This window comes from Methylovorus mays (assembly GCF_020531915.1).
Taxonomy (GTDB): domain Bacteria; phylum Pseudomonadota; class Gammaproteobacteria; order Burkholderiales; family Methylophilaceae; genus Methylovorus; species Methylovorus mays.
This window is the reverse complement of record NZ_JAJAVG010000004.1, coordinates 466,963-490,242: the sequence shown is the minus strand read 5'-3', so window position 1 is coordinate 490,242 and position 23,280 is coordinate 466,963. Positions and strand designations below refer to the sequence as shown.

25 protein-coding genes are annotated in these 23,280 nt (G+C 55.5%); 2 read left to right on the top strand and 23 right to left on the bottom strand.

Annotation, left to right across the window (positions count from 1 at the left end; translation table 11 throughout):
* From LG203_RS04600 to LG203_RS04580, 5 genes are all read right to left on the bottom strand, one after another.
* Positions 1–1,236 (bottom strand): beta-ketoacyl-[acyl-carrier-protein] synthase family protein, encoded by a 1,236-nt coding sequence (locus tag LG203_RS04600; protein ID WP_230344695.1) that lies wholly within the window; start codon positions 1,234–1,236, stop codon positions 1–3.
* Positions 1,237–1,241: 5 nt separating this feature from the next.
* Positions 1,242–1,517: an acyl carrier protein gene (locus LG203_RS04595; RefSeq protein WP_230344694.1), complete on the bottom strand. Its 276-nt coding sequence runs from the start codon at positions 1,515–1,517 to the stop codon at positions 1,242–1,244.
* Between the two features lie 16 nt (positions 1,518–1,533).
* Positions 1,534–2,367: an alpha/beta hydrolase gene (locus LG203_RS04590; RefSeq protein ID WP_230344693.1), complete on the bottom strand. Its 834-nt coding sequence runs from the start codon at positions 2,365–2,367 to the stop codon at positions 1,534–1,536.
* A gap of 71 nt (positions 2,368–2,438) precedes the next feature.
* A complete protein-coding gene (locus LG203_RS04585; RefSeq protein WP_230344692.1) occupies positions 2,439–3,812 on the bottom strand; it encodes an aspartate aminotransferase family protein in 1,374 nt (457 codons plus the stop codon).
* Positions 3,813–3,823: 11 nt separating this feature from the next.
* Positions 3,824–4,516, bottom strand: a complete 693-nt coding sequence (locus LG203_RS04580; RefSeq protein WP_230344691.1) for an MtnX-like HAD-IB family phosphatase — start codon at positions 4,514–4,516, stop codon at positions 3,824–3,826.
* 337 nt (positions 4,517–4,853) lie between these two features.
* Here LG203_RS04580 and LG203_RS04575 point away from each other — a divergent pair, with 337 nt between their 5' ends.
* Entirely contained in the window at positions 4,854–5,285 is a 432-nt protein-coding gene (locus tag LG203_RS04575) for a surface-adhesin E family protein (RefSeq protein ID WP_230344690.1), read from the top strand.
* A gap of 39 nt (positions 5,286–5,324) precedes the next feature.
* Here LG203_RS04575 and LG203_RS04570 read toward each other — a convergent pair whose 3' ends face one another.
* The 5 genes from LG203_RS04570 to LG203_RS04550 are packed head-to-tail and all read right to left on the bottom strand — an operon-like array spanning position 5,325 to position 9,192.
* On the bottom strand, positions 5,325–5,900 hold the full coding sequence (locus tag LG203_RS04570) for an SCO family protein (RefSeq protein ID WP_230345033.1): 576 nt from the start codon (positions 5,898–5,900) through the stop codon (positions 5,325–5,327).
* Between the two features lie 28 nt (positions 5,901–5,928).
* Positions 5,929–6,834 carry a heme o synthase gene (gene cyoE / locus LG203_RS04565; protein ID WP_230344689.1) on the bottom strand — a complete coding sequence of 302 codons (906 nt, stop codon included), beginning with the start codon at positions 6,832–6,834 and terminating at the stop codon, positions 5,929–5,931.
* A 1-nt stretch (position 6,835) separates the two neighbouring features.
* Positions 6,836–7,840 carry a COX15/CtaA family protein gene (locus tag LG203_RS04560; protein WP_230344688.1) on the bottom strand — a complete coding sequence of 335 codons (1,005 nt, stop codon included), beginning with the start codon at positions 7,838–7,840 and terminating at the stop codon, positions 6,836–6,838.
* 3 nt (positions 7,841–7,843) lie between these two features.
* Complete coding sequence (locus LG203_RS04555; RefSeq protein ID WP_230344687.1) at positions 7,844–8,506, bottom strand: SCO family protein; 663 nt, start codon at positions 8,504–8,506, stop codon at positions 7,844–7,846.
* On the bottom strand, positions 8,503–9,192 hold the full coding sequence (locus LG203_RS04550; RefSeq protein WP_230344686.1) for an SURF1 family protein: 690 nt from the start codon (positions 9,190–9,192) through the stop codon (positions 8,503–8,505). Before LG203_RS04550 ends, LG203_RS04555 begins: the two co-directional genes overlap by 4 nt.
* Before the next feature lie 127 nt (positions 9,193–9,319).
* On the opposite strand from LG203_RS04550, the gene LG203_RS04545 reads away from it, so the two are divergent.
* Entirely contained in the window at positions 9,320–9,514 is a 195-nt protein-coding gene (locus LG203_RS04545; RefSeq protein WP_230344685.1) for a twin transmembrane helix small protein, read from the top strand.
* A 26-nt stretch (positions 9,515–9,540) separates the two neighbouring features.
* On the opposite strand, the gene LG203_RS04540 is transcribed toward LG203_RS04545, so the two are convergent.
* The 13 genes from LG203_RS04540 to LG203_RS04480 all read right to left on the bottom strand — a co-directional run bounded on the left by LG203_RS04540 (position 9,541) and on the right by LG203_RS04480 (position 23,221).
* Positions 9,541–10,419 (bottom strand): cytochrome c oxidase subunit 3, encoded by an 879-nt coding sequence (locus LG203_RS04540; RefSeq protein ID WP_230344684.1) that lies wholly within the window; start codon positions 10,417–10,419, stop codon positions 9,541–9,543.
* 112 nt (positions 10,420–10,531) lie between these two features.
* Positions 10,532–11,074 (bottom strand): cytochrome c oxidase assembly protein, encoded by a 543-nt coding sequence (locus LG203_RS04535; RefSeq protein WP_230344683.1) that lies wholly within the window; start codon positions 11,072–11,074, stop codon positions 10,532–10,534.
* Between the two features lie 128 nt (positions 11,075–11,202).
* Positions 11,203–12,795, bottom strand: coding sequence for a cytochrome c oxidase subunit I (gene ctaD / locus LG203_RS04530; RefSeq protein ID WP_230344682.1), 1,593 nt, complete (start codon positions 12,793–12,795; stop codon positions 11,203–11,205).
* Between the two features lie 40 nt (positions 12,796–12,835).
* A complete protein-coding gene (gene coxB / locus LG203_RS04525; protein WP_230344681.1) occupies positions 12,836–14,005 on the bottom strand; it encodes a cytochrome c oxidase subunit II in 1,170 nt (389 codons plus the stop codon).
* A gap of 16 nt (positions 14,006–14,021) precedes the next feature.
* Entirely contained in the window at positions 14,022–14,486 is a 465-nt protein-coding gene (locus LG203_RS04520) for a DUF2244 domain-containing protein (protein ID WP_230344680.1), read from the bottom strand.
* A 222-nt stretch (positions 14,487–14,708) separates the two neighbouring features.
* Positions 14,709–15,299: a Yip1 family protein gene (locus LG203_RS04515; RefSeq protein ID WP_230337371.1), complete on the bottom strand. Its 591-nt coding sequence runs from the start codon at positions 15,297–15,299 to the stop codon at positions 14,709–14,711.
* Positions 15,300–15,551: 252 nt separating this feature from the next.
* Complete coding sequence (locus LG203_RS04510; RefSeq protein ID WP_230344679.1) at positions 15,552–16,772, bottom strand: ABC transporter permease; 1,221 nt, start codon at positions 16,770–16,772, stop codon at positions 15,552–15,554.
* Complete coding sequence (locus LG203_RS04505; protein WP_268867331.1) at positions 16,765–17,484, bottom strand: ABC transporter ATP-binding protein; 720 nt, start codon at positions 17,482–17,484, stop codon at positions 16,765–16,767. The genes LG203_RS04510 and LG203_RS04505 overlap by 8 nt, the downstream gene beginning before the upstream one ends.
* Positions 17,485–17,486: 2 nt before the next feature.
* A complete protein-coding gene (locus tag LG203_RS04500; RefSeq protein ID WP_230344678.1) occupies positions 17,487–18,722 on the bottom strand; it encodes an efflux RND transporter periplasmic adaptor subunit in 1,236 nt (411 codons plus the stop codon).
* Positions 18,723–18,759: 37 nt separating this feature from the next.
* Entirely contained in the window at positions 18,760–20,217 is a 1,458-nt protein-coding gene (locus LG203_RS04495; protein ID WP_230344677.1) for a TolC family protein, read from the bottom strand.
* 185 nt (positions 20,218–20,402) lie between these two features.
* A complete protein-coding gene (locus tag LG203_RS04490; protein WP_013442081.1) occupies positions 20,403–21,998 on the bottom strand; it encodes an ABC-F family ATPase in 1,596 nt (531 codons plus the stop codon).
* Positions 21,999–22,108: 110 nt separating this feature from the next.
* Complete coding sequence (locus tag LG203_RS04485; RefSeq protein WP_230344676.1) at positions 22,109–22,711, bottom strand: nitroreductase family protein; 603 nt, start codon at positions 22,709–22,711, stop codon at positions 22,109–22,111.
* Positions 22,712–22,723: 12 nt separating this feature from the next.
* Entirely contained in the window at positions 22,724–23,221 is a 498-nt protein-coding gene (locus tag LG203_RS04480) for a GreA/GreB family elongation factor (protein ID WP_230344675.1), read from the bottom strand.
* Positions 23,222–23,280 lie beyond the last annotated feature (59 nt).

Sequence of the window (23,280 nt, the reverse complement as noted above, 5' to 3'; positions counted from 1 at the left end):
TTAGCTCTTTTTCAGGATGATGACGCCACCGGTGCCGCCAAAAGCAAATGAATTGCTCATGGCGTACCGCACGTGCTGCGGGGTGGCGTGGTTGGCAACATAGTGGAGGTCACACTCCGGGTCAGGCTGCTGCAGGTGCATGGTGGGCGGGAGCCATTGCGCTTGCAGGGCCAGGGTGGTGGCCACCAGCTCAACCGCACCTGCGGCGCCCATGAGATGACCATGCATGGACTTGGTGGAGCTGATGGCGAGTTGGTAGGCATGGGGGCCGAATACCTGCTTGATGGCGGCGGTTTCGGTGGCGTCATTCAGCGGTGTGCCAGTGCCATGCGCATTGATGTAGTCAATCTGCTCCGGCGCCAGCCCGGCATTATCCAGCGCGGCTTGCATGGCGCGTGCTTGTCCGGCGACGGAGGGCTGCGTGATATGGCTGGCGTCGTTGGCGGTGCCGTAGCCGGCGATTTCGGCATGGATGGTGGCGCCGCGTGCCATGGCGGCGTCGTAGCTTTCCAGCACAAACATGGCGCAGCCTTCGCCCAATACAAGCCCGCTGCGGTCAGCCGAGAATGGTTTGCAGGAGGCGGCCGGGTTTTGCTCATCTACCTTTGCCAGCGTGCGCAGCGCTTCCCAGGCTTTGATGGTGCCGAAGGTGAGCAGCGCTTCGCTACCGCCCGCCAGCATGTAATCGCAGTGTCCGTAGGCGATCTGCCGGCTCGCTTCGCCAATGGCAATGGCAGACGAAGAGCACGCGGTGGTGTAGGTGAGGTTGGGGCCGCCCAGGCCGTAATGCATGGCAATGTGCGAGGCGGCGGCGTTGTTCATCGCCATCAGCACGGTAAATGGTTTCAGGCGGCTTTGGCCTTCTTTAAACAGCCGGTGGTAGCCTTCTTCGGTAGAGGCGGCGCCGCCCATGCCGGTGCCGAGATAGCAGCCGGTTTTGTTGGTGTCCATGCTGTCAGCGTCCAACCCGGCATTGTCCAGTGCCTGCTGGGCGGCATAGAGTGCAAACTGGCTTACCCGATCCAGCACCGCCAGCTCTTTTTTGGAAAAGTGCTGAGCGCCATCGAAGTCGGCACTGGCGGCGATGTTGATTTCCAGCTGATCGCTGAAGTCGGTCTCCAGACGTTTGATGCCGGATATGCCTTGCATCAGGTTCAGCCCAAACTCTTCCACGGTATTGCCCAGCGGCGAGACGATGCCCATGCCGGTAATGACGACGCGACGCGTGTTTGCCATGATGTTTACCGCTGTGCCTGTGCTGGCGTGGCTGGACCTTCTGGCGCCTGCTCACGCAGCAGTTGGTCCAGCAGAGTTGCTACATCCTGCACCGTCTTGATTTCTTCCTTGGGCGTGGGCACCTTGATGCCGAAGGTGTCTTCGGCATCAAAAATGATGTCAAAGGTGTCGAGCGAATCCAGCCCGATCTCGGTGAGCACACTGTCGGGAGAGATCGTGGCTTTGTCGATTTCCAGTTTCTCGGCGATCAGGGTTCTGACGGTTTCAAAGGTGTTTTCCATGATGGTCCTTATCGGTTCAGTGAGCGAGGGCAAGGCAAAACTCGGCGCTGCGCTTGGCGACGTCATCCTTGCGTTTGTCCAGGGTTAATACGTGGTAGGTGTCGCTGATATACATGGTCTGGATATCACGCGAGCCCAGACGCTTTTCCACGTAATGGGCGTTTTTGATGCTGGCCATGTCGTCTTCCGTGGAGTGCACGATCAGCACTGGCGATACCACTTCTGCCAATTGCTTCTTTGCCTGGCGGATCAGGCGCACGCTTTGCAGAATCACGGTGGCGGGTGTTTTGAAATAGCCGATCTTCTCGGAGGTCTGGGCATCCTTGTTATCCAGAATCGCCGCGACCAGTGCCCGGGTGCGTTCGCACTTGATGCCATAGGGCGCGGTTTCCTCCCAATGCACGACATATTTGAGCGGGGTATACAACACGATAGGCAGCAGGAAGCGTTGCTTGAATGGCGGCATGTTCCAGCCGTCATAAAACAGTGTGACCGATAGCAGAATGACGCCTGCCACCGCCTCTTTATAACGCGCCGCTACCATGAGGGCGATCAGCGCTCCCATGGAAAGCCCGGCGATAAACACCTGGCGATAACGTTTGCGCATGTCCAGAAATACGACTTCGATCGAGGCTACCCAATCCTGCCAGGTGGTGGCGGTCAGGGTTTTGATCGAAGCGCAGTGCCCGGCCAGCACCGGACAGACGGCAGTGAGGCCCTTGCGGGCGAGCACTTTGCCATAATGCTTCATCTCGGCCGGGGTGCCGGTGAGGCCGTGCACCAGCAGCACGGCATCCTGCCCTTTGCCTTCGATAAAGCCGTTTTCACCGATCAGCTGTTCCAGACTCATGCTGCATGTCCTTGTTCAGCATGCGCCTGGAGGCGGGGCATGAGGGCTTGCATGTGGAGGTCGGCTTGCAATTACTCGGCTCCGCAACGATGCAATAACTGCTCAAACAGCTGAATGCCGAGGTCGATTTCTTCTTCCGAAATCATGAGCGATGGCGCCAGCGTGATGACGTTTTTCTCGTAGCCGCCAATATCCAGCACCAGCCCATAGCGTTTGCCGTCGACCATCAGGTCGCCCTTCAGGCCTTCATTGAACATGCGGTCGGCAAGTGCGCGACTGGCGGTAAAGCCGTCTTTCTCGCACAGTTCGATACGCAGTGCCAGCCCCAGGCCGCTGACATCACCCACCACTTTCCAGCGCGACTTGAGTTCGTGCAGGCGCTTGAGGAAATAGGCGCCGCGTTGCCGCACATGCGGTTCAAAGTCGGCCTCCTGCGTCATCTTCAACACTTCCAGCGCGACCGAGGTGCCGAGCGGATTGGAGGCAAATGTGGAATGGGTGGAGCCCGGCGGGAATTTCTCGGGGGAGATCAATTCCTCACGCGCCCAGATGCCGGAGAGTGGATTCAGGCCATTGGTGATGGCTTTGCCGAAGACGAAGATGTCGGGGACGATGTCGAAGTTTTCCCAAGACCACAGCTTGCCGGTGCGATAGACGCCCATCTGAATCTCATCCGCCACCAACAGCACATTGCGTTTCTTCAGCGATTCCTGCAGCTTTTTCATGTAGCCCTCGGGCGGGATGATGTAGCCGCCGGTACCTTGCATGGGCTCGATGTAAAAGGCACCGAATTCGCACTGTTTGGATTTTTCATCCCACACCGATTGGTATTCGGTATCGAACAGTTTTTCAAATTCCTTGTGGCAATAGGTATCGCAGCTTTCCACTTTCAGGTCATACGGGCAGCGGAAGCAGTAAGGGTAGGGCACGAAGTGCGCGCGATCGGCAAAATTGCCAAAGCGACGGCGATAACGGTAGCTGGAGGTAATGGCCGAGGCACCCAGGGTGCGGCCGTGATAGCCGCCCATGAAGGCAAACTGGTGGGTTTTGCCGGTATGGTTGCGCACAACCTTGAGCGAATCTTCAATCGCCTGCGCACCGCCCACATTGAAGTGCACCCGGCCTTTGACGCCGTATTTGTCTTCCATGTACTTGCATACGATTTCGGCAAGCTCGACTTTCTCGCGGTGCAGATACTGGCTGGCAAGCTGAGGCAGCGTATCAATCTGTTTTTTCAGCGTGTCGGCAATGCGCTTGTTCTTGTAGCCAAAGTTGACGGCGGAATACCACATCTGCCAGTCCAGATAGGGCGTGCCGCGCTCATCAAACAAAAAGCTGCCGTCACAGCCTTCGAACACTTTGGGTGGGTCGGCATAGTTGACGGTATCCCCGTGAGAGCAGTACTTGCTGTTTTTATCCAGGATTTCGATGATCTTGGTTTCCATGATGGCGGTGGTTATCCTTTAACGTGAATAGCGGTTGGGAATGCGTTGTGCTCCAAAGGCCAGCTACGAAGGGCCTCCAGAACGTCCTTGAAAGTGGAGAAGGGGTGATAGGGAATATCCTGCTGTTGGCAGTAATCAATCAGCTTGCCTTTGGCGAAGACCACATCGGCTTGCCGCGCAATGCAGGCATCCGATTTGCCGTCGCCGATCAGAATCACCGGGCCGCCGGAGATGGCGGACTGTTCACGGGCAATCGCGCATTTGCAATTGCCGTTGCCGCCCTGGCAATCGGCCCGGCGATTGGGAAAACGGATGGCAATGCCTTCAGACGTAAAATCAAGGCGATTGGAAAAAATCTGGACAGCTGGGAAACCGGAGTGCCGGAACGCCATGTGGATGGCATGATCGATACCATCACTGGCGACAATCACCTCGCCAAAACGCGAGGCATATTCATAAAAAGGCACAAAGCCCTGGTCCAGCTCGATCTGCCGGAAAAATGCATCCAGTGCATCGCGGTTACCGCGCACCATCCCAATCTGCCGTGACATGCATTCCATGGCATCTATTTCGCCGCGTAACCAGGATTGCTCGATATCCTCCCAACTCGCGGGGGCAAACTTTTCCAGCAAGGCATCGATCGTGTCTTTCTTCGAGATCGTGCCGTCAAAATCCACAATAAACAGCATTATGCAAACGTCCATTTTGATATTCGTTATGCGAAAGTCATGTGCTTCCATATCTGCGAGAACTCTCGCCAGCCTGCTGATTTGAATGCGTTTTTTTTTTGCATGCAATGGCAATCAGGCTGTGCTATGGAAGCTAGTTTGATGCGGGATGCTTACTTGAGCCTTACGGCAAATGGGGAGTCAACAAAGTGTGACGGGGGCGGCATGATGCAGCGGGATGCGGCAGTCAGCATGGCGTGCGGCTGCATAAATCAGGCTCATCATCCGCCATGCAAAATTTTCCGGCACGTTGCCAGACCGGCTTTTGCGCCGTGTACACTACGGTTTCTCGCATTGGATTGGCATGAACGCTATGAGTGGTTGTAAACGTATTGGGGTGAACCTTGCGCTAGTGATAGCTGCCGTGGTCTGGGGATGTGGCATCGCACAGGCTGCTGATTGGGAGTCCATCAGCAACGCTGAAGGAAGCGAGCTTTGGGTGGATACGGATTCGTATGCGGATGACGATGTGTACTCGTCGATATGGACCAAGACATTGTACAAACCTGCGCTACAGCTGCCGGGTGCTGCAGCGGGTATCAAGTATGCGGAAAAACGCGCGCGCTTTGAGTTTGACTGTGTGAAACATGCCTTCCGCTTGCGCGAGTTCATGTATTACGGCGTCAAGGGCGAGCTGCTGAACAAGGGCAAGGGCGAGGATGCGTTTGTGCCGGTGGCGCCGCAATCTGCAGGCTACAAAGTGGGAACGCTGACTTGCCAGGTGCGCCGCATGGTGCGGCCTTGATCAGCATGGCTTGAAACAGCCATGATTGAAGCCAGCGGTTTACATCAAGAGGCGGAGATCGTGCGCCATCATGGCTGGCGAGGCGCCGTAGTTGAAATAAAGTCTTATCTTTCCTTGTTTATCATAGACATAGGTGCCAGCGCTATGGTCTATGCTGTAGTTGCCGCGGGCATCGGGCGGTTGCTTGCTGGCGCTGATCTTGAAGTGATGGGCGGTCTCGGCAATGTCGGCTTCGCTGCCATACAATCCTAAAAAGCGCGGGTCAAAATAGGGCACATATTTCGCCAGTACATCCGGCGTATCGCGTGCCGGATCCAGTGTCACAAACAGCACTTGCACCTGGTCAGCATCCTTGCCCAGCAGTTTCATGGCCTGCGCCAGATCCGACATGGTGGTGGGGCAGACGTCCGGGCAGTGGGTATACCCAAAAAACAGCACAACGAGCTTGCCTTTGAAGTCCTTGAGGCTGGCCGGTTTGCCGTGGTGGTCAGTTAAATGGAGGCCGGATGCAAAGTCGGCGCCCGTGATATCCGTTGCTTCAAAGGCTTCTTTCGGCTGTGGTTTGCATGCACTCAGGCATGCCAGCATCAGGCACAGCATCAGGGCTCTGACCAGCATTGGCGACTTCCTCAAAACAGATAATTTACCATTCTAGCACCCAGTAATGGTCGAGCATGAGTGCGGCAAACAGCAGTGTCAGGTAGGTGATGGAATAGCGAAACGTGCGTTTGGCGAGCGCGTCCGAGTATTCTGCATACAGCGCCACCACATACACCATGAAGATCAGATTGAGCACCACGGCCGAGATAAGGTAAATCAGGTGGCTCATGCCCATGCTGTAAGGGATGAAGGTGATGGTGACCAGAATGATGGTGTAGAGCACGATATGCAGCAAGGTGAACTGCACACCATGTGTCACCGGCAGCATGGGGATACCGACCTTGGCGTATTCTTCGCGGCGATACAGCGCCAGTGCCCAGAAGTGCGGGGGGGTCCAGGCGAAGATGATGAGGAACATGATCAGCGCTTCGGGCGAAATGACATTGTTGATGGCGGCCCAGCCCAGAATGGGCGGCATGGCCCCGGATGCGCCGCCGATGACAATGTTGAGCGGGGTGGCGGGCTTGAGAAACACGGTGTAGATCACGGCGTAACCGAGCAATGTGCCGAAGGTCAGCCACATGGTGAGCGGGTTGACCATGGCATAAAGCAGGCTCAGCCCGGCGAACCCCAGCAAGGTAGCCAATACCAGAGTTTGCCGCGTGCTGACCTGACCGGTGGGGAGAGGTCGGTGACGGGTGCGGGCCATGCGGGCATCTATCTTCTGCTCGATGATGCAGTTGAAGGCTGCCGCCGCCCCCGATGTCATGGCGATGCCCAGCGTCGCGGCGATCAACACGTCCAGCGGTGGCAGATGCGGCGTCGCCATGAACATCCCTATCATGGCGGTAAATACAATCAGCGCACTCACCCGCGGCTTGCACATCATGAAGAAGCTTCGCAGACTGACGCGGATTTCCTGGATATTCAATGCGATAGCATGGGCCATGTCATGTCTCCTCAGGCTGTTTGAGTGGGGTGATGGTGGAATTGAGCACGACCAGCGTGCTGAGTAGCAAAGCGGCGAATACATTATGGCCGACCGCCAGTACCAAGGGCAGCCGTAGCAACACATTGGCAATGCCCAGGCTGATCTGGCAGATCAGCAAAAGCAGCAGCACCAGCGCGATTTTTGTAAGCGTGCCTTTATTCAACAGGCTGAGCGCCAGCGTGCCGCAGACCAGCAGGGTGACCAAGGCTCCTAGCCGGTGTGTCCACTGTATGGTTACCAGCGCATCCGCTGACAATGCGCCACCATCGGGCCCTTGGCCGAGTTCGCGCAACATATGATAGGCATCTGCATAGTTGAGTGACGGTATCCAGTTGCTCTGGCATGCTGGGAAATCCGTACACGCCAGCGCGGCATAGTTGGCGCTGGTCCATCCACCGAGAATGATCTGCACCAGTACGACCAGCACCGCTGCCCTGATCCACCAGCGAGAGGAGGCCGTGATTTGCGAGCTGGCGATACGTCCCCAATGCCGATGCGCCATCCATACCAGAAGCGCCAATGTCAGCATGCCACCCAGCAGATGAGCGGACACCACCGCAGGTTTCAGCAGCAAGGTCACGGTCCACATGCCCAGCATGGCTTGTAACGCCACCAAAGCAGTTGTCAGTGTGGCTAGCCATGGCGAGATCGATAAATAAACGCGCCCGCGCCAGCCCAGCACGCACAGCCCTAGTATCACCAGCCCCAATGTCCCTGCCAGATAGCGATGCAGCATTTCCTTCCAGGCTTTGTGCTGCTCCAGCGGCTTGTCCGGATAGGCGCTGGCGGCTGCCGCGAGATCGGCCGGGTGTTGCGGCACGCTTAATTGCCCATAGCAGCCAGGCCAGTCCGGGCAGCCAAGGCCGGCATCTGACAGCCGAACGTAGGCGCCGAGGCCGACCACGGTGAGCGCCAGCAGCGGGGCCAGCAATATCAAACGTTTAAACCAGAGTGCGGCGACCATGCCTTAGCCCGCCCACGCATAATTGAGCAGGCGGGCAATATCGGCCCGAATATCCCGTGGCGCCAGGCTGGCGGGGAAATACATCATCAGGTTCGCCAGTGGGTCGACCAGATAAATCGTGTTGTCATCAGTGATTGGCGCTTCATGGTTTGTCGATGGGGCTCCAGCGATCTGGAAGTGCTGCGCATAAGCCTGAATGGCGCTGGATGGCGCATGCAGAATGATGAGGTCGGGGTAGCGGGCCTGCATCGCCTGCAGATTGGCGTCGCTGGAAATCAGGATACGCTGTACCCGCCCCATGTTTTTATCCATGGATACATGGATTTGCCGCATGAGATGCAAGCGCTCTTCGCATGCCTCGCGGCATGGCTCGGCAATGTAGACCATGCTCCATTTGTCGCGCCACAGGGTGGCTGGCACCGCAGCCTCGCGCATATCCTGTATGCCAGCGGGGGGCGGCAACGGTTTTAATGGCGAGACCAGAGTGCCATGGCTGCGACCATTGGGATGCCAGTCCAGCCCATACATGGCGGCCACCACGAGCAGGGGCAGGGTGAAAAATACCAGCATCCAGAACAGCATCTTGCGCCCTTGCGACCATCCTGAAACAGCTTGGCTGGAGGTGTTGGCTATCGAAGAATCGAACGAGGTCTTGGCCATGGTCATGAGGCTGGCTTTTCTTGTGGTGGAGTTGGTGAGCGGACGGGTACCACGCTGAGGTAGAGATAAATGGCCAAGGCGGCGAATGCAAAGCCAAACCATTGATAGGCATAGCTCAAATGCATGCCGATGCGTTCTGCCGGTTGCGGCCAGTCGCGGTCAAATCCCCCGGCCTGGCTATCCGCATCGAGCCGGACGATCACCGGACTGATGGCAAACGGTACCAGGGCGGCGTAGCGTTGCATGTCCATGTTTTGCCACACGGCGTCCCAGTGCATGGGGTCGCTTTTCCCCAGGGTGTAATACCGGGTGGCAGGCACCCATACTTGCCCTGTCACTTGTTGCAGGCCGCTGGGCGTTTTTACCTGTGGTAATTCACTATGCTCGGCCATGGCCGGGATCCAGCCGCGATTGACCAGCACATATTGCTGGCTACCATGAATGCGCAGCGGCGTGATGACGTGGTAACCCGCCTGCTCATGGCTGACCTGATTGTCCAGAAATATCTGATAGCGCGGCTCGTATTCGCCTTCGACGGTGACGCGCTGGTAACGTAATTCCTCGGCATTCTTCAGATGCAAAGGCAATGGGCCAGGCTCGGCATGAAGGTATTGTGAGTACAAGGCCTGCAATGCCTGTTTTTGCTGGGCTTTATCGTATTGCCACAGGCCGAGCTTGATGCATATCGCCATGCAGAAAAGAGTGATCAATGCGCCGGGAATACGCGGAGAAAAACGATAGCGCTGCCTTGTTTTTATTGGAAATTGCAAAATAAGCTGACCCCATCCATACTGATTAAAACCTGACCTGGACATCGCCATGTTGATTAAGCTCGCTATCGTTGTCATGCTGGTACTTATCGTTGGCAGCCTGTTTTACGCCCTGTTTTCACTGGTGAGAAACAAGGGGCAAGGGCAGGCCACCATCAAGGCGCTCACTTTGCGCATTGCCCTTTCCCTGGGTTTGTTTCTCTTGCTGATGCTGGGCTTTTATACCGGGGTGATCGGGCATTAAGCTGCCCGGTATAAAAGCAGGCCGTATTAAAGCCAGTAAACAAATACGAACAACCCCAGCCACACCACGTCCACAAAGTGCCAGTACCAGGCAACGCCTTCAAAGCCGAAGTGATGCTCGGGCGTGAAGTGCCCCTTGATGCTGCGCAGCCAGATCACGATCAGCATGAGCGTCCCCAGCGTGACGTGAAAGCCGTGAAAGCCAGTCAGCATGAAAAAGGTGCTGCCATATACACCGGCGCCCAGGGTCAGCCCCAACTCGGTATAGGCATGGTGATATTCGAAGGCCTGCAGGCCGATAAAGGCCAAGCCCAAGGCAATAGTGAAAAACAAGCCCCATACCAGCTGCCTGCGGTTGTTTTTGAGCAGGCCCCAATGTGCCCAGGTGACCGTGACGCCGGAGCTGAGCAGGATCAGGGTGTTGATGGCGGGGATGCCCCATGCCCCCATGGGGGTGAATTGCGCTGGCTGGTAATCGCGCCCCAGCACGTGACCGCCAGGCCCGGCGGAAGGCCAGGTCGCGACAAAATCCTTGTACATGGTAAAGGCCGGATCAAAGCTGGCCAGCTCAGGTACCGAGATAATGCGTGCAAAAAACAGCGCCCCAAAAAATGCGGCAAAGAAGGCGATCTCGGAGCAGATGAAGGCAATCATGCCCCAGCGGAATGACTTGTCCTCCCATGTGCGGTACATGCCGCTCTGGCTTTCGGCAATGATTTTGGCAAACCAGCGGAAGATCATGCTGATCATGAGCACCAGGCCCAGCAGCATCAACCACTTGCCAGCGGCATAGCTGTTGGTGCTGAAGATGAAGCCCATGGTAAGCAGCAAGAGCCCACCGGACAAGATCACCGGGTAAAGGCTGGGGGTGGGGACAAAGTATTTGTCGTGCGTTTGAGTGGACATCCATATGCTCCTGTTAGCCAGATGATGCTGTGTTATTGGTTTAATTAATCCTTCTGTTTTAATGCTGATGCTGTTTCCATGCTGCTGACGTTGGTTGCTATTTCTTGTGCGGCTATTTGATTGCACTGTAAAACGCATACGACAGGGTGAGGGCTTTTACATCGTCCGGAATATCCGGGCTCACGTAAAAGCGCAACGGCATTTCACGGGATTCGCCCGCCTTCAGATCCTGTCGCTGAAAACAAAAACACTCGATTTTCTTGAAATACTCCGATGCCTTACCCGGGCTGACGCTGGGGACAGCCTGCCCGGCGACGGTTTCATTGGCCATGTTGCGGGCAATGAAGGTCACGGTTTCTATCTTGCCTGGATGCACACGTATGCTGGATTGCACTGGATGAAAGCTCCACGCCAGCCCCGGCATGACATTGCTTGTGAAGCTCACTTCTACCCAGCGCGTGGCATCCACCCGTGACTGCGCGCTTACCGCCACATTTTCCGTCTTGCCATTCAGGCCGGTGACGCGGCAAAGCACGTCATACAGCGGCACCAGTCCGTAAGCAAATGCCAGCGCCATGGCGACAATGACCAGCAGCTTGTAGCCGAGCTGGCGATTTAGCTGGCTGAGGCTGGCAATGGCGCTTATCTTTTCCATAGCATCCACATGCCGAGGGCATACCAGAACAGGGCAACGGCTGCCAGTAGCAGCGCAATCATGCGGCTGCGGCGACGTTTGTCCTGGGCGTTTTTCATATCGTCTGCCATGGGAATAAGTGACATGGCTTAGCGGATGACCGGTTGTTCATTGAAAGTGTGATAAGGCGGGGGCGAGGGCAATGTCCACTCCAGGCCGTTGGAGCCTTCCCACACCTTGTCGGTGGCTTTTTTGCCGCCGCGCACGCAACTCACAATGTTGTAGACGAACAGCAACTGCGTGAGCCCCAGGGTGAACGCTGCAATCGAGGAGATCATGTTGAACTCCGAGAACTGCAGGGCGTAATCCGGAATGCGGCGTGGCATGCCTGCCAACCCCAGGAAAAACTGCGGGATGAAAGTAAGGTTGAACGAAATTGCGGTCAGCCAGAAATGCAGCTTGCCCAGCTTTTCGTTGTACATGTGGCCGGTCATCTTCGGCAGCCAGTAGTACACGCCGGCCATGATGCCCATGATGCCGCCTGCAAACAGTGTGTAGTGGAAATGCGCCACCACGAAATACGTATGGTGGTATTGCGCATCCGCCGCCACATCCGCCAGCACCAGGCCGGTGAGGCCACCGATGCCAAACAGGATGATCCAGCCGATGGCAAACAGCATGGGCGTTTCAAAGGTCATGGATCCACGCCAGATGGTGGCAATCCAGCAGTAAAACAGTACCGCCAATGGCAGGGAAATCGCCATGGTGCTGTACATGAAGTAAAGCAGCGCAGGCACTGGCATGCCGGCAGTGAAGAAGTGGTGCGCCCATACCACCACCGAAAGAACGCCGATGGCACAGAGTGAATATACCTGCGCTTTGTAGCCATAGATAGGCTTGCGGGCAAAGGTGGACAGTATCTGTGGAATAAAGCCCCATACGGGTAACAGCAGGATATACACCTCAGGGTGGCCAAAGAACCAGAACAGATGCTGAAACAGGATGGGATCGCCACCGCCAGCGGCATCAAAGAAGTGGGTGCCGAAGTGACGGTCGGTCAGCAGCATGGTGACGGCCCCGGCCAGCACAGGAATGGTGGCGATGAGCAGGAAAGCGGTGATCAGCCAGCCCCAGGCAAACAGCGGCAGCTTCATCAGCGTCATGCCAGGGGCGCGCATATTGAAGATGGTGACGATGATGTTGATCGACCCCATCACCGACGAAATCCCCAGCAAGTGTACGGCGAAAATCGCAAAATCCACGCCTATGCCACCTTGTACCGAGAGCGGTGCATAAAAGGTCCAGCCCGTGGCAATCGCGCCATCACCGATGCCAAACAAGGCCAGGGTAAAGGGCAGCGTAAGCAGAATGGCGGCGGGGGGCAGCAACCAGAAACCCCAGTTGTTGAGCCGCGGCAAGGCCATGTCCGGTGCACCGATTTGCAAAGGCAGCATCCAGTTGGCGAAGCCGGTGGCCGCGGGCATGAGTGCCGCAAAAATCATCACCAGGGCATGCACGCCGATCAGCTGGTTGTAAAACTCGGGGTGCATCAGCTGCAGACCAGGCTGAAACAGTTCAGCGCGTACCGCCATGATCATCGCCCCACCCACCATGAACATGATGAGCGAGAAGGTGAGATACATGGTGCCTATGTCTTTGTGGTTGGTGGTGGTCAGCCAGCGCAGCATTCCGCTTGGATGATCGTGATGTTCTTCATGGTCGACTGTGGTGCTGTAACTCATTTTCGAACTCCTTTAAATCCTTGATGCAGAAGGAATATGGCTAACGCATTGCCTTTACTTGCGCGGGCTGCAACATATCGCCCACACTATTGCCCAGCGCATTGCGCTCATAGGTAATCACGGAAGCAATTTCGGTATCGTTGAGAATCCCTTTCCAGGCCGGCATGACGCCCTTGCCATTCATTACCCGGTCAAGATGCCCGTCTTTGACCATCTTGTTGTCCTTGTCCAGAATCGGGCCGGTGGCAATCTTGCTGCCAGTCAGGGCGGGGAAGGCCGGTGGCAAACCCTGGCCGCCTACCTGATGACAAACAGCGCAGTTTTTATCGTAGATGCCCTTGCCATTGGCAATCAGATCTTCCTTGGTCCATTCCTTGTCAGCGCCTGCAGCCGCGGCTTGCAGCTCGGCTTTTTTGCTGGTGGCCCAGGCGTTGAAATCCTGCTCGTTTTTGGCAATGACGACCGCAGGCATGAAGCCATGGCCCTTGCCACAGAGTTCCTTGCACTGGCCACGGAAGGTGCCTGGTTCCTCAATCTTGACCCAGGTCTCGCGCAGAAAGCCGGGAATCGCATCACGCGCTGCACCAAAGGCCGGAATCCACCAGTTGTGGATGACATCGCTGGAGGTGAGCAGGACACGTACTTTCTTGTCGGTTGGCAGCACAAGTGGATTGTCTACTTCAAGCAGGTATTCGGGATTTTTCGCCGCCTGGTTATTGATCTGCTCTTGCGGCGTCGTCATGTTGCTGACAAAGCTGATGCCTTTGGCTGGGCCGTCCAGATATTCGTATTGCCAGCGCCACTGCGACCCCGTCACCTTGATCACCATGTCGGCGTCGGTGCGGGTGTCCTCCATGGCGACTACGCTATGAAACGCGGGAATCCCCATCAGGATGAAGTCGATGTAAAGCAGAATGGCGAACGGCACCAGCGTCCAGAAGAGCTGAGAGCGGGTACTGGGGCCGGTAAAGCCGGCGGGCTGGTAATCACGACTTTTGCGATGCATGACGATGGAATAGATCATGATTCCCAGCACGACAACGAAGATCACCATGACGATGATCATGAATTTGTTGTGCACTTGCAGGGTATCCAGCGCCATCGGTGTGACAGGTTTTGGAAAATTCCATGCGTAGTCCGCATGTGCTGTCAGGGGCAAAAGAGCGCCCAGTAAACATTGCCAGATTCTTGTTATGCGTAACCTTGCCATGCCTGCTCCCATTGGATTAGCGGCCATGCTGAATGGCTTGCTGTAGTTGGTGGGCGAGTTGCAGGCGCTGTTCATTGTTCATGAAGTGGCGCCCGAGCTCGATTTCCTTTCCATGCGATCTGACAAACAATGCCTGCTCGCCATAAGGCCGGCGGCGTAGCTGGACCTGCGTCCAGTAACGCTGCATGACGATCTGGTGATGCGTGTGGATGTCGTGTTTTTCAATCGCAAGGTGGGTTTCGTTGATCACAATCGATTCATAGTCTTGCGCATGGCGATGGATGAAATGGAACGCATAGGCGACAGCGATCAGTTCCAGCCCGGCAAAGGGCAATACCAGCCATGCACCAGCCATGGTGAATACAAGTGCGATAACGAGGGAGAGGAGAGCGATGGACGCAACAACGCTGAACTTGCCCTTGAGGGACAAGGCGCAGTTGGGACGTGCAATAAAGCTTACTTCTACAAAGTTCGATGCCATCTTGCTTCTCCTCAAATTGCCCCGTTTCTGACGAACGGTTTTTGATGCGAAGACTACTTGGACGATCTTGAAACTTGTAAAACGTATAACCTTGATTGACTTGCCTGATCCGTATTCAAGTGAGACTTTTGAATGCGAATGAGGGCGAGTCTACATAAAAAATTCTTGCTTGCGTAGCCCTGGTGTAAAAATGGCTTGGGTCAACTCTGGAAAAGTCCGGGATTAATTGACCAGCAGATTCTGGATACTGCCCCAGACCACCAGCGTGCAAATCATGAGAAAGCCCCATGCAATCACGCCTGCCATGAAGACGGCACCGAAAAACAGTGCCGACTGTCCGCTGTCGCGGATGTTGAAAATGGTGGGAATGCCAAAATAAATAAATCCGGCAGACGCCATCATCGCCAGGGTGGCAATTGCAAGGTTGACGTAAATGTCCGGAACCAGCAAAAAGATGGGCGCCATCCACAGCGGCGTCGGTGCAACTGCGGCCAGGATGAAACTTTCGCGATAGGTGGGATGGATGTCAGCGACTTCTGCCAGTTGTCGCACAATGCTTGCCATGATGGGCACCACCACGAGTTGCACAATGAAAAAGGCAATCGACACCAGTAGCAGTTTGTTGCCAGGCATGAGTTCGAGAAAGGCAAAGCTGTGGGCGGAGCCCGCAATGTAGAGCATGGCCGCGGGAATCAGGGAAAACGGAATGACGTGTAACAGGTAGAGGCGGTGTATGGATGGTTGGCCTTGAAGCAAGGATTGCCAGCCAGCCACGGGGGTGAAAAACAACTTGAATAACGTCAGCGGATGCATCTTGAATCCTCCTGCGCAGTTGATGGGAATACCCGTGCGTTGCACTATACGCCTAACTGATTGGAGAAAGAAAGCATTCCGATCAATAGCTTGCGAGGCTTATCCTAAGTCATTGAAAATACTAACCTGTATAAATTTGGATGGGGTGTGCGCAGTTAATACAAATGCCGTCGGCAGAAAATGCCTGGTGGGCCTTGCATGGGATGCCATGCAAGGCCGGTGAAATGCAGCGAACGTCGGTGAAAAAGCGGATTACTGAAAGCGCAATGCTTCGATCGGGTTCAGCTGCGCCGCTTTTTGCGCGGGGTAGAATCCGAAAAAGACACCAACGCTGGCAGCGACGATGAACGCCGTCAGGATGGACTGGCTTGAGATGACAATTGAGGCTGCGGTAAGGTGACTTACCAGTAATGCGCCACCAACACCAATGCCAATGCCAATCAGGCAGCCGACAATGGAAATGACGATGGCTTCCAGCAAAAACTGCATCAGGATATCGCGTTCGCGTGCACCTATTGCCATGCGTATGCCGATTTCGCGCGTACGTTCGGTGACAGATACCAGCATGATGTTCATGATGCCGATGCCGCCCACCAGCAATGATACCGAGGCAATGGCCCCAAGCAGCAATGACATGGTTTTGGTGGTTTCAGCAGCGGAGTTGGCCAGGGCCGTGAGGTTGCGCACGGAAAAGTCGTTATCCATGCCTTCGCGTATGCGATGCCGCTGACGCAGCAGGCTATTGAGGCTGTCTTCCACCATGGGCATGACTTTGTCCGAGTCTGCCTGCACGATGATCTGGCGTACACTTCCCGAAAATTGGGCGCCAAAGACGCGTCTTTGCGAGGTGGTAAGCGGGATGATGATGGTGTCATCCTGGTCACGGCCATCCAGGCTTTGCCCCTTGTTATCCAGCACGCCCAGAATAATAAAAGGGCTATCCTTGATGCGGATGGTTTTGCCGATCGGATCGTCATCACCAAACAGATTCTGCACCACGGTTTTGCCGATAAGCGCGACGCGGGTTGCTGACCGGATATCGGAGTCTGAAAATACATAGCCGTCGCTCAGGTTCCATGAGCGCACATCCAGATAGCTGGGCGTGGTACCGATGATACTGGTGTTCCAGTTGTTCCCGGCGTAAATCACCTGGGCGCTGCCCATGTTGATCGGGGCCACATTGCTCACGCCTTCCAGATCTTCCATGGCGGTGGCATCCTTGACGTTTAGCGAGGGGGCATTGCCGGTGGCGGAGCGGGCGCCGCCCATGTTGGGTGGTCCAGCCAACACGATAAACAGATTGCTGCCCATGGATTGTATGGATTTTTTGACAGCTTGTTCCGCCCCCTGGCCAATCGCCATCATGAGTACCACGGCACCGACGCCTATTACCATGCCCAGCATGGTAAGAAAGGTGCGCAGGCGATTGGCCCCCATGGAATGCCAGGCTTCTCCCAGCATGGCGCTAAACATGAGGCGCTCCTTTCACGGCGATAGGCGATGTTCGGGTGTCTTCCACAATTCGCCCATCCAGAAAGCGCACCTGACGGCTGGCATGCTCGGCAATATCGGATTCATGGGTGACCAGCACTATCGTGATGCCTTCGCGGTTGAGCTCGCCAAACAAGGTCATGATTTCTTCACTGGTTTTGCTGTCGAGATTGCCAGTCGGCTCGTCAGCCAGGATCAGGCTGGGACGATTGATGAGGGCGCGTGCGATGGCAACACGTTGCTGTTGCCCGCCGGAAATCTGGTTGGGGTGCGAGTTCACATGATTCGCCAGGCCGACTTTTTCAAGCAATAGCCGTGCGCGGGCATGACGTTCGGTTTTGTCTATCCCGGCATAGACCAGGGGTAGGGCGACATTGTCCAACAGGCTGGAGCGCGCCAGCAGGTTGAAGCCCTGGAAAACAAAACCAATCGTATGGTTGCGGACTTTAGCCAAGCGATCACCCTGCAGACGCGCAACCGGTTGGTCGTTCAACATATACTCGCCGCTGCTGGGTTGATCCAGGCAGCCCAGGATATTCATGAAGGTGGATTTGCCGGAGCCTGAGGGCCCCATGATGGCCACAAAGTCACCCGCATCTATTTCCAGGTTGACCTCCTTCAGCACCGGGAATTTTCCGGCGGCGGTCTGGTAATCCTTGTAGAGGTTTTTTACCTCGATCACATGGCCAGGCATGGCTAGAACATCCGCATCTTGGGGCCGGGCGCATTTTGTTGTGGATTGTTCTGACCTTGCAGATCGCCCACAATGATTTTGTCGCCGGGTTTCAGGTGACGGCTCCGGATTTCGGTCAGCTTACCATCGGTGATGCCGAGCAGGACATTGACAGCCTCCGGTTTGTCTCCCTTCAGTACATATACCTTGCCTTTGGCCATGTCGCCGCGCGGCTTCTTGCCATCTGGTCCACCGCGATGATTGCGCTCGCCAGGGCCTTTGCCGCCATCGGGCCTTGCGCCATTCGGGGGCATGTTGCTGGTATCGTCATCATCAAGCTTAGGCTTGTAGCGCAAGGCGGCATTCGGTACGAGCATGACATTGTCGTGCTTGGCGACGCCGATATTGACGTAAGCGGTCATGCCTGGGAGCAGAGTTTGATCAGGATTGTCCACGGAGATGACCACGTTGTAGGTGACCACGTTGGAAGTTGTCGTCGGGTTCAGGCGCAATTGTTTGACCACCCCTTCAAAATTGCGATTAGGAAAAGCATCCACCGCAAACTTCGCGGCCTGACCTTCCTTGATGTTGCCTATGTCCGCCTCGGCAAAGCTGGTGTTGATCTGCATCTTGGACAGGTCCTGGGCAATCGTGATCAGGGTGGGGGTTTGCAGGCTGGCGGCGACGGTTTGGCCGACGTCGACAGCGCGATCCACCACCACCCCGGAAACGGGGGAGCGGATGATGGAATAGCCGAGATTGGTCTGATCGCGCCGCAATTGTGCCTGAATGGTGTACAGGTTAGCCTGGGCGGACTTCAGGGCCTGCACGGCCTGATCGAGTTCTTGGCGGGATACATACTCCTGCTGGAATAGCGAACGTATGCGGGCTTCATTCGCCTTGGCGAGCTCAAGCGATGCCTGGGCATTGCGGACATTGCCTTCTGATTGTGCAATCTGGGCGGAGAACAGCGCATCGTCCAGCTCCAGCAATATCTGGCCTTTTTCTACCTTGTCATTGAAATCCACATACAGCTTGCTGATACGACCTGACACCTGCGTACCGACGTTCACCAGCGTGACGGGATTCAGGGTGCCATTGGCGGAGACGGATTGCTCCACATCGCCCTGGGTTACTTCCTTGAAGCGATAAAGCTCATCGGGTTTGGGTTGATGGCTTTTGTCATAAAAATAGTAGCCGCCACCTGCTACCGCAAGCAGTACCAGGCTAAGTCCGATTTTTTTGAAGGAAGTACTCATGAGCGTGCTTTCAGCATAAATGCATGCATAAGGTTGGTTATGGATTGTTCTGGTCTGGCAAGGTCTGGATCATGGCGTTGTCCAACACGCCGACGGCTTGCGCCAGCGTTGCCCGTGCCACATTGCCATTCAGATAGGCCTGTATCAATTGCTGCTTGGCTGATGCTAGTGCGCTCTGGGCATTCAGTGTGTCGATGATGTTGCCCACACCCGCCTTGTAGCGACCGAGGGCGACGCGGGATGATTCTTCGGCGCTTTGCACCAGCACTTGCGCAGCAATCACCGATTCATTGGCGGTGCGCAGATTCTGGTAGGCATTCCACACATCCAGCGATATTTGCAGGCGGATACGGTCACGCTGGGCTGCCCGCACTTCGCGCGTGGCTTCGGCGGAGCGTATGCGATACGTCGGGGCATAACCGCTGAACAACGGAATAGAAACCGTGAGGCCTAACGTTGAGGTATTGGCAGAAGTGAGGCTGCTGCCGTCCTGCTGGCTATTGCTCATGGCAATCGAAACCGTAGGCTTGGCGGCTGCTTTTGACGCATCAATGCTGGCTTGCGCCGCTTTTACCTGCGCCTCGCTCGCCATTAGGTCGGGACGGCGATTGCGGGCTTGCTCGATCAAGGCGTCAATATCATCACTCACTGGCTGCAGGGTGGAGTAGTTGCTATTGCTAACCAGCCGAAGGGGCTGGTTAGCCTGTATTCCCATGACATTGGCCAGCGTGCCATAGGCGGTTTTCAAGTTGCCTTCGGCGGTAATGCGGGAGAGCGTGGCCTGGGCATACGCGGTCTGCGCCTGCAGTTTATCGGCGGGGGTGGCAACACCGGCTTTGTAGCGCGCATCTGCGGCTTTGAAGCTCTCTTCGCTGGCACGCTCGGCTTCGCGACTGGCATCCAGCGCGGCAATATTGGCTTGCACCTGATAATAGGCCTGCACGGCAGATAACAAGAGCGTCTGCACGGTGACATCCTGGGTCGCGCTGGCTGCTTGTAGTAGCTGACGCGCGCTTTCCAGGGCGGCATCGCGATTGCCAAAGTCATACAGCAGGTAAGACGCCACAATGCTGTTGCTCAGATTGCTGTAGGCGTTGTTGCGTGTGGCCAGTTCCGGACTGGTCACGTTGATATTGGTGCCTACGGTATCTGTAACGCTGGGCAGATAAGCCGAGCGGGCAATGCCGACCTGGGCTGCCTGCACGCGGGCATTGGCCCAGGCTTCACGGGTTTGCGGATTGTTGCAGAGTGCCGCATCCGCAACCTCGCCCAGGGTGAGTGCATTTTGCAGATTAGGTGCAGCGCACGCGGTATTGCCCACATAGCCGTTGGGAATCGCGGCAGGAACAGTCACATCAAGCGGATTGCCATCTTTGTACCATAGGGAACTCTCGGCCTGTACGGGCAGGGCGCTTGTGAAGGTGATCAGACTTAGGCAGATAGGCAGTGCAGCGTATGGCGAGGCGGTGAAACCGGATCGTGCAAGGGGCGACATGTGATCTGTTACTTTCAGCGCTTTATAGTGATTGGACACAATTATCGCTGATATGGACGTAAAGGCACGCAAGCCGTTCAAAAATTGCGGGTGAATTTACAAAATTTAACAGGCCATTGAATAACAGCGCTGAGGCTGCCATGCAATGGCCTGTTTTAGCTCGTATTTTAAGTGAGATTAAATGCTTATTCGACGCCTTGGCTTGCCAGGTAGTCTTCGTAATTGCCGGTGTAATCGCTGATGCCATCGGCCTTGATTTCGATGATGCGGGTCGCCAGCGAACTCACAAACTCACGGTCATGGCTCACGAAAAACAGCGTGCCCTTGTACTTGTCCAGCGCGGTATTCAGCGCTTCGATGGATTCCATGTCCATGTGGTTGGTTGGTTCATCCATCAGCAGGACATTGGTGCGTGCCAGCATCAGTTTGCCGTAGAGCATGCGGCCTTTTTCACCGCCGGAAAGCACCTTGACTGACTTCTTGGTATCTTCACCCGAGAACAACAGGCGGCCTAGCATGCTGCGTACCGAGTTGTCATCGTCACCTTCCTGAGTGAACTGGGACATCCAGTCGAACAGGTTGAGGTCTTTTTCAAACTCGTATTCATGGTCTTGTGCAAAGTAGCCGAGCTTGGCTTTCTCTGCCCATTTCACTTCGCCATGGTTGGGCTGCAGGTCGCCTGCCAGACAGCGCAGCAAGGTGGTTTTACCAATGCCGTTTTCACCAATGATCGCCACTTTTTCGCCTGCTTCAAAAATCAGGTCGATGTCATTGAACAGGGGACGGTCAAAGCCATGGCTGAGCTTTTTCAGCTCAACAGCGTTACGGTGCAGTTTTTCACGATCATCGTATTCAAAACGGATGAACGGGTACTGACGGCTGGATGGCTTGAATTCCTCAATCTTGATCTTGTCGATCTGCTTGGCGCGGCTGGTAGCCTGCTTGGCCTTGGAGGCATTGGCCGAGAAGCGGCGAACGAACTCCTGCAGGTCGGCGATCTGTTGTTTGGCCTTGGCATTGTCCTTGGCTTGCTGTGCACGGGCCTGGGCTGAGGCTTCCATGTAGTCGTCATAGTTGCCGGGGTAAACCGTCAGCTTGGCGTAATCCATGTCGGCGGTATGCGTACATACCTGATTCAGGAAGTGTCGATCGTGCGAAATGATGATCATGGTGCAGTCACGATTGTTCAGCACATCTTCCAGCCAGCGGATGGTGTTGATATCCAGGTTGTTGGTCGGTTCATCCAGCAGCAGGATATCAGGATTGGCAAACAGGGCCTGCACCAGCAGCACACGCAGTTTCCAGCCGGGAGCCACTGCGCTCATCGGCCCGGTATGTTGCTCGATGGGGATACCCACACCCAGCAGCAGTTCGCCTGCGCGCGCTTCGGCGGTGTAGCCGTCATATTCCGCGTAGACACCTTCCAACTCGGCGGCACGCATGTAGTCTTCTTCGGTCGCTTCCGGGTTCATGTAGATTTCGTTTTTTTCTACATTTGCCTTCCACATCTGCTCGTGGCCCATCATCACCACATCGATGACGCGCTGATCTTCGTAAGCAAACTGATCCTGACGCAGAAAGGCCATGCGCTCATTGCTGTCCAGCGAGATATTGCCTGCGGTGGGCTCCAGCACGCCAGCGAGAATCTTCATGAAGGTCGATTTTCCGCAGCCATTGGCGCCGATGAGACCGTAGCGATTACCGTCGCCAAACTTGACGGAGACATTTTCAAACAGTGGCTTGGCGCCAAACTGCATGGTGATATTGTTTGCTATAAGCATTACGTATAAGTCCAGAAAGTTGAATCTTTCAATCCATTATTTAATATATAAACAATGGATTGGGTAATTTTGTTGATGTGTTTAATTAATTTTAGCGGTTGCTTGGCAACTTAAAACGTGTCGCGGATAACCACGTCGCTCATGGGCAGCTGACCGCCACGTGGCCATGGTTCCTTGATGCCCTTGCCAATGGCTACAAACATGGCAGGCACATGGTCTGCGGGCAGTTTCAGCAGCTTAGCCACCGCATCAAAATCAAACCCATCCATGGGGCAGCTGTCGTAGCCCATTTCCTTGGCTGCCAGCATCAAGGTCATGGCAGCCATGCCGCATGAGCGCATGCCTTCATCGCGCTGCACTTGCTCCTTGCCAGCGTAATATTGGCCGATGGCCGGAACCAGATAATTTCTCACCGCTTCCGGCGCATTTGCCCAATAACGATCAGGCTGCTTGCTCCAGGATTGCAGGTCCGCCACCAGAACGACCAGCAATGAGGCATCGGTCACTTGCGCCTGATCCCAGCTGGCTGCGCGCACTTGCTTGCGCACCTCTGGTGATTGCACCAGTACAAAACGCCAGTTCTGAATATTGAATGCGGTCGGGGAGAGCATGGCCAGCGACATCAGCTGTTCGATCTCGGCTTCGCTCATCGTGTGCTGCGAGTCAAACGCCTTGATCGAGCGACGGGTTTCAATGGCTTGGCTTACGTTCATGTTACAAAATCCTCAATAGTGGATGGCAATAATTTCCAGCTCAAGGTTACCTGCCGGACGGTGCCATGTGACACTGTCTCCAACCTTTTGCCCGATCAGTGCGTTAGCAAGGGGCGATACCCAGCTGACGCGATTGCTGGCGATATCGGCTTCATCCTCACCGACGATCATGAACACATGGGTTTCACCGACTTCGTCTTCCACTTCTACGGTAGCACCAAACAACACCGTATCTGTAGGCTGTTTTGCCGGGTCAACCAGCATGGCGGATTCCAGTCGGGCATGCAGATAGCGCAGGTCGCGGTCTATCATCGCCAGCTGTTGCTGCGCGACAGGATCTTCTTTGCGCGGGACAAGCGGCAGGCGCTCTGTATCGAGTTGATCTGCCTGTTGTTTCAGTTGCTTGAGGCCGGTTGGCGTAACGTAGTTGGGATGTGGGCTGAGCGGACGTTCTGGCAAATCCGTGCCAGCGTGCTCCAGGTCATCCTCTTTTACAAATCCACGGCTCATGGCGCATGACCCATAAAACCTTGAATTATAACTCAACTAGAGGCGCTTTGGCTTTGAAG

Bases quoted from the DNA above. Each gene is read 5' to 3' on its own strand.
- LG203_RS04590 (WP_230344693.1), bottom strand. From the start codon at position 2,367: ATGAGTCTGGAACAGCTGATCGGTGAAAACGGCTTTATCGAAGGCAAA.
- LG203_RS04580 (WP_230344691.1), bottom strand. From the start codon at position 4,516: ATGGACGTTTGCATAATGCTGTTTATTGTGGATTTTGACGGCACGATC.
- LG203_RS04585 (WP_230344692.1), bottom strand. From the start codon at position 3,812: ATGGAAACCAAGATCATCGAAATCCTGGATAAAAACAGCAAGTACTGC.
- LG203_RS04540 (WP_230344684.1), bottom strand. From the start codon at position 10,419: ATGTCCACTCAAACGCACGACAAATACTTTGTCCCCACCCCCAGCCTT.
- LG203_RS04600 (WP_230344695.1), bottom strand. From the start codon at position 1,236: ATGGCAAACACGCGTCGCGTCGTCATTACCGGCATGGGCATCGTCTCG.
- cyoE (WP_230344689.1), bottom strand. From the start codon at position 6,834: ATGGCCCATGCTATCGCATTGAATATCCAGGAAATCCGCGTCAGTCTG.
- LG203_RS04575 (WP_230344690.1), top strand. From the start codon at position 4,854: ATGAGTGGTTGTAAACGTATTGGGGTGAACCTTGCGCTAGTGATAGCT.
- LG203_RS04545 (WP_230344685.1), top strand. From the start codon at position 9,320: ATGTTGATTAAGCTCGCTATCGTTGTCATGCTGGTACTTATCGTTGGC.
- LG203_RS04555 (WP_230344687.1), bottom strand. From the start codon at position 8,506: ATGACCATGGCCAAGACCTCGTTCGATTCTTCGATAGCCAACACCTCC.
- LG203_RS04560 (WP_230344688.1), bottom strand. From the start codon at position 7,840: ATGGTCGCCGCACTCTGGTTTAAACGTTTGATATTGCTGGCCCCGCTG.
- LG203_RS04535 (WP_230344683.1), bottom strand. From the start codon at position 11,074: ATGGAAAAGATAAGCGCCATTGCCAGCCTCAGCCAGCTAAATCGCCAG.
- LG203_RS04490 (WP_013442081.1), bottom strand. From the start codon at position 21,998: ATGCTTATAGCAAACAATATCACCATGCAGTTTGGCGCCAAGCCACTG.
- LG203_RS04505 (WP_268867331.1), bottom strand. From the start codon at position 17,484: ATGCCTGGCCATGTGATCGAGGTAAAAAACCTCTACAAGGATTACCAG.
- LG203_RS04515 (WP_230337371.1), bottom strand. From the start codon at position 15,299: ATGCATCCGCTGACGTTATTCAAGTTGTTTTTCACCCCCGTGGCTGGC.
- LG203_RS04485 (WP_230344676.1), bottom strand. From the start codon at position 22,711: ATGAACGTAAGCCAAGCCATTGAAACCCGTCGCTCGATCAAGGCGTTT.
- coxB (WP_230344681.1), bottom strand. From the start codon at position 14,005: ATGGCAAGGTTACGCATAACAAGAATCTGGCAATGTTTACTGGGCGCT.
- LG203_RS04510 (WP_230344679.1), bottom strand. From the start codon at position 16,772: ATGTTTAGCGCCATGCTGGGAGAAGCCTGGCATTCCATGGGGGCCAAT.
- LG203_RS04595 (WP_230344694.1), bottom strand. From the start codon at position 1,517: ATGGAAAACACCTTTGAAACCGTCAGAACCCTGATCGCCGAGAAACTG.
- ctaD (WP_230344682.1), bottom strand. From the start codon at position 12,795: ATGAGTTACAGCACCACAGTCGACCATGAAGAACATCACGATCATCCA.
- LG203_RS04520 (WP_230344680.1), bottom strand. From the start codon at position 14,486: ATGGCATCGAACTTTGTAGAAGTAAGCTTTATTGCACGTCCCAACTGC.
- LG203_RS04550 (WP_230344686.1), bottom strand. From the start codon at position 9,192: ATGGCGATATGCATCAAGCTCGGCCTGTGGCAATACGATAAAGCCCAG.
- LG203_RS04495 (WP_230344677.1), bottom strand. From the start codon at position 20,217: ATGTCGCCCCTTGCACGATCCGGTTTCACCGCCTCGCCATACGCTGCA.
- LG203_RS04480 (WP_230344675.1), bottom strand. From the start codon at position 23,221: ATGAGCCGTGGATTTGTAAAAGAGGATGACCTGGAGCACGCTGGCACG.
- LG203_RS04500 (WP_230344678.1), bottom strand. From the start codon at position 18,722: ATGAGTACTTCCTTCAAAAAAATCGGACTTAGCCTGGTACTGCTTGCG.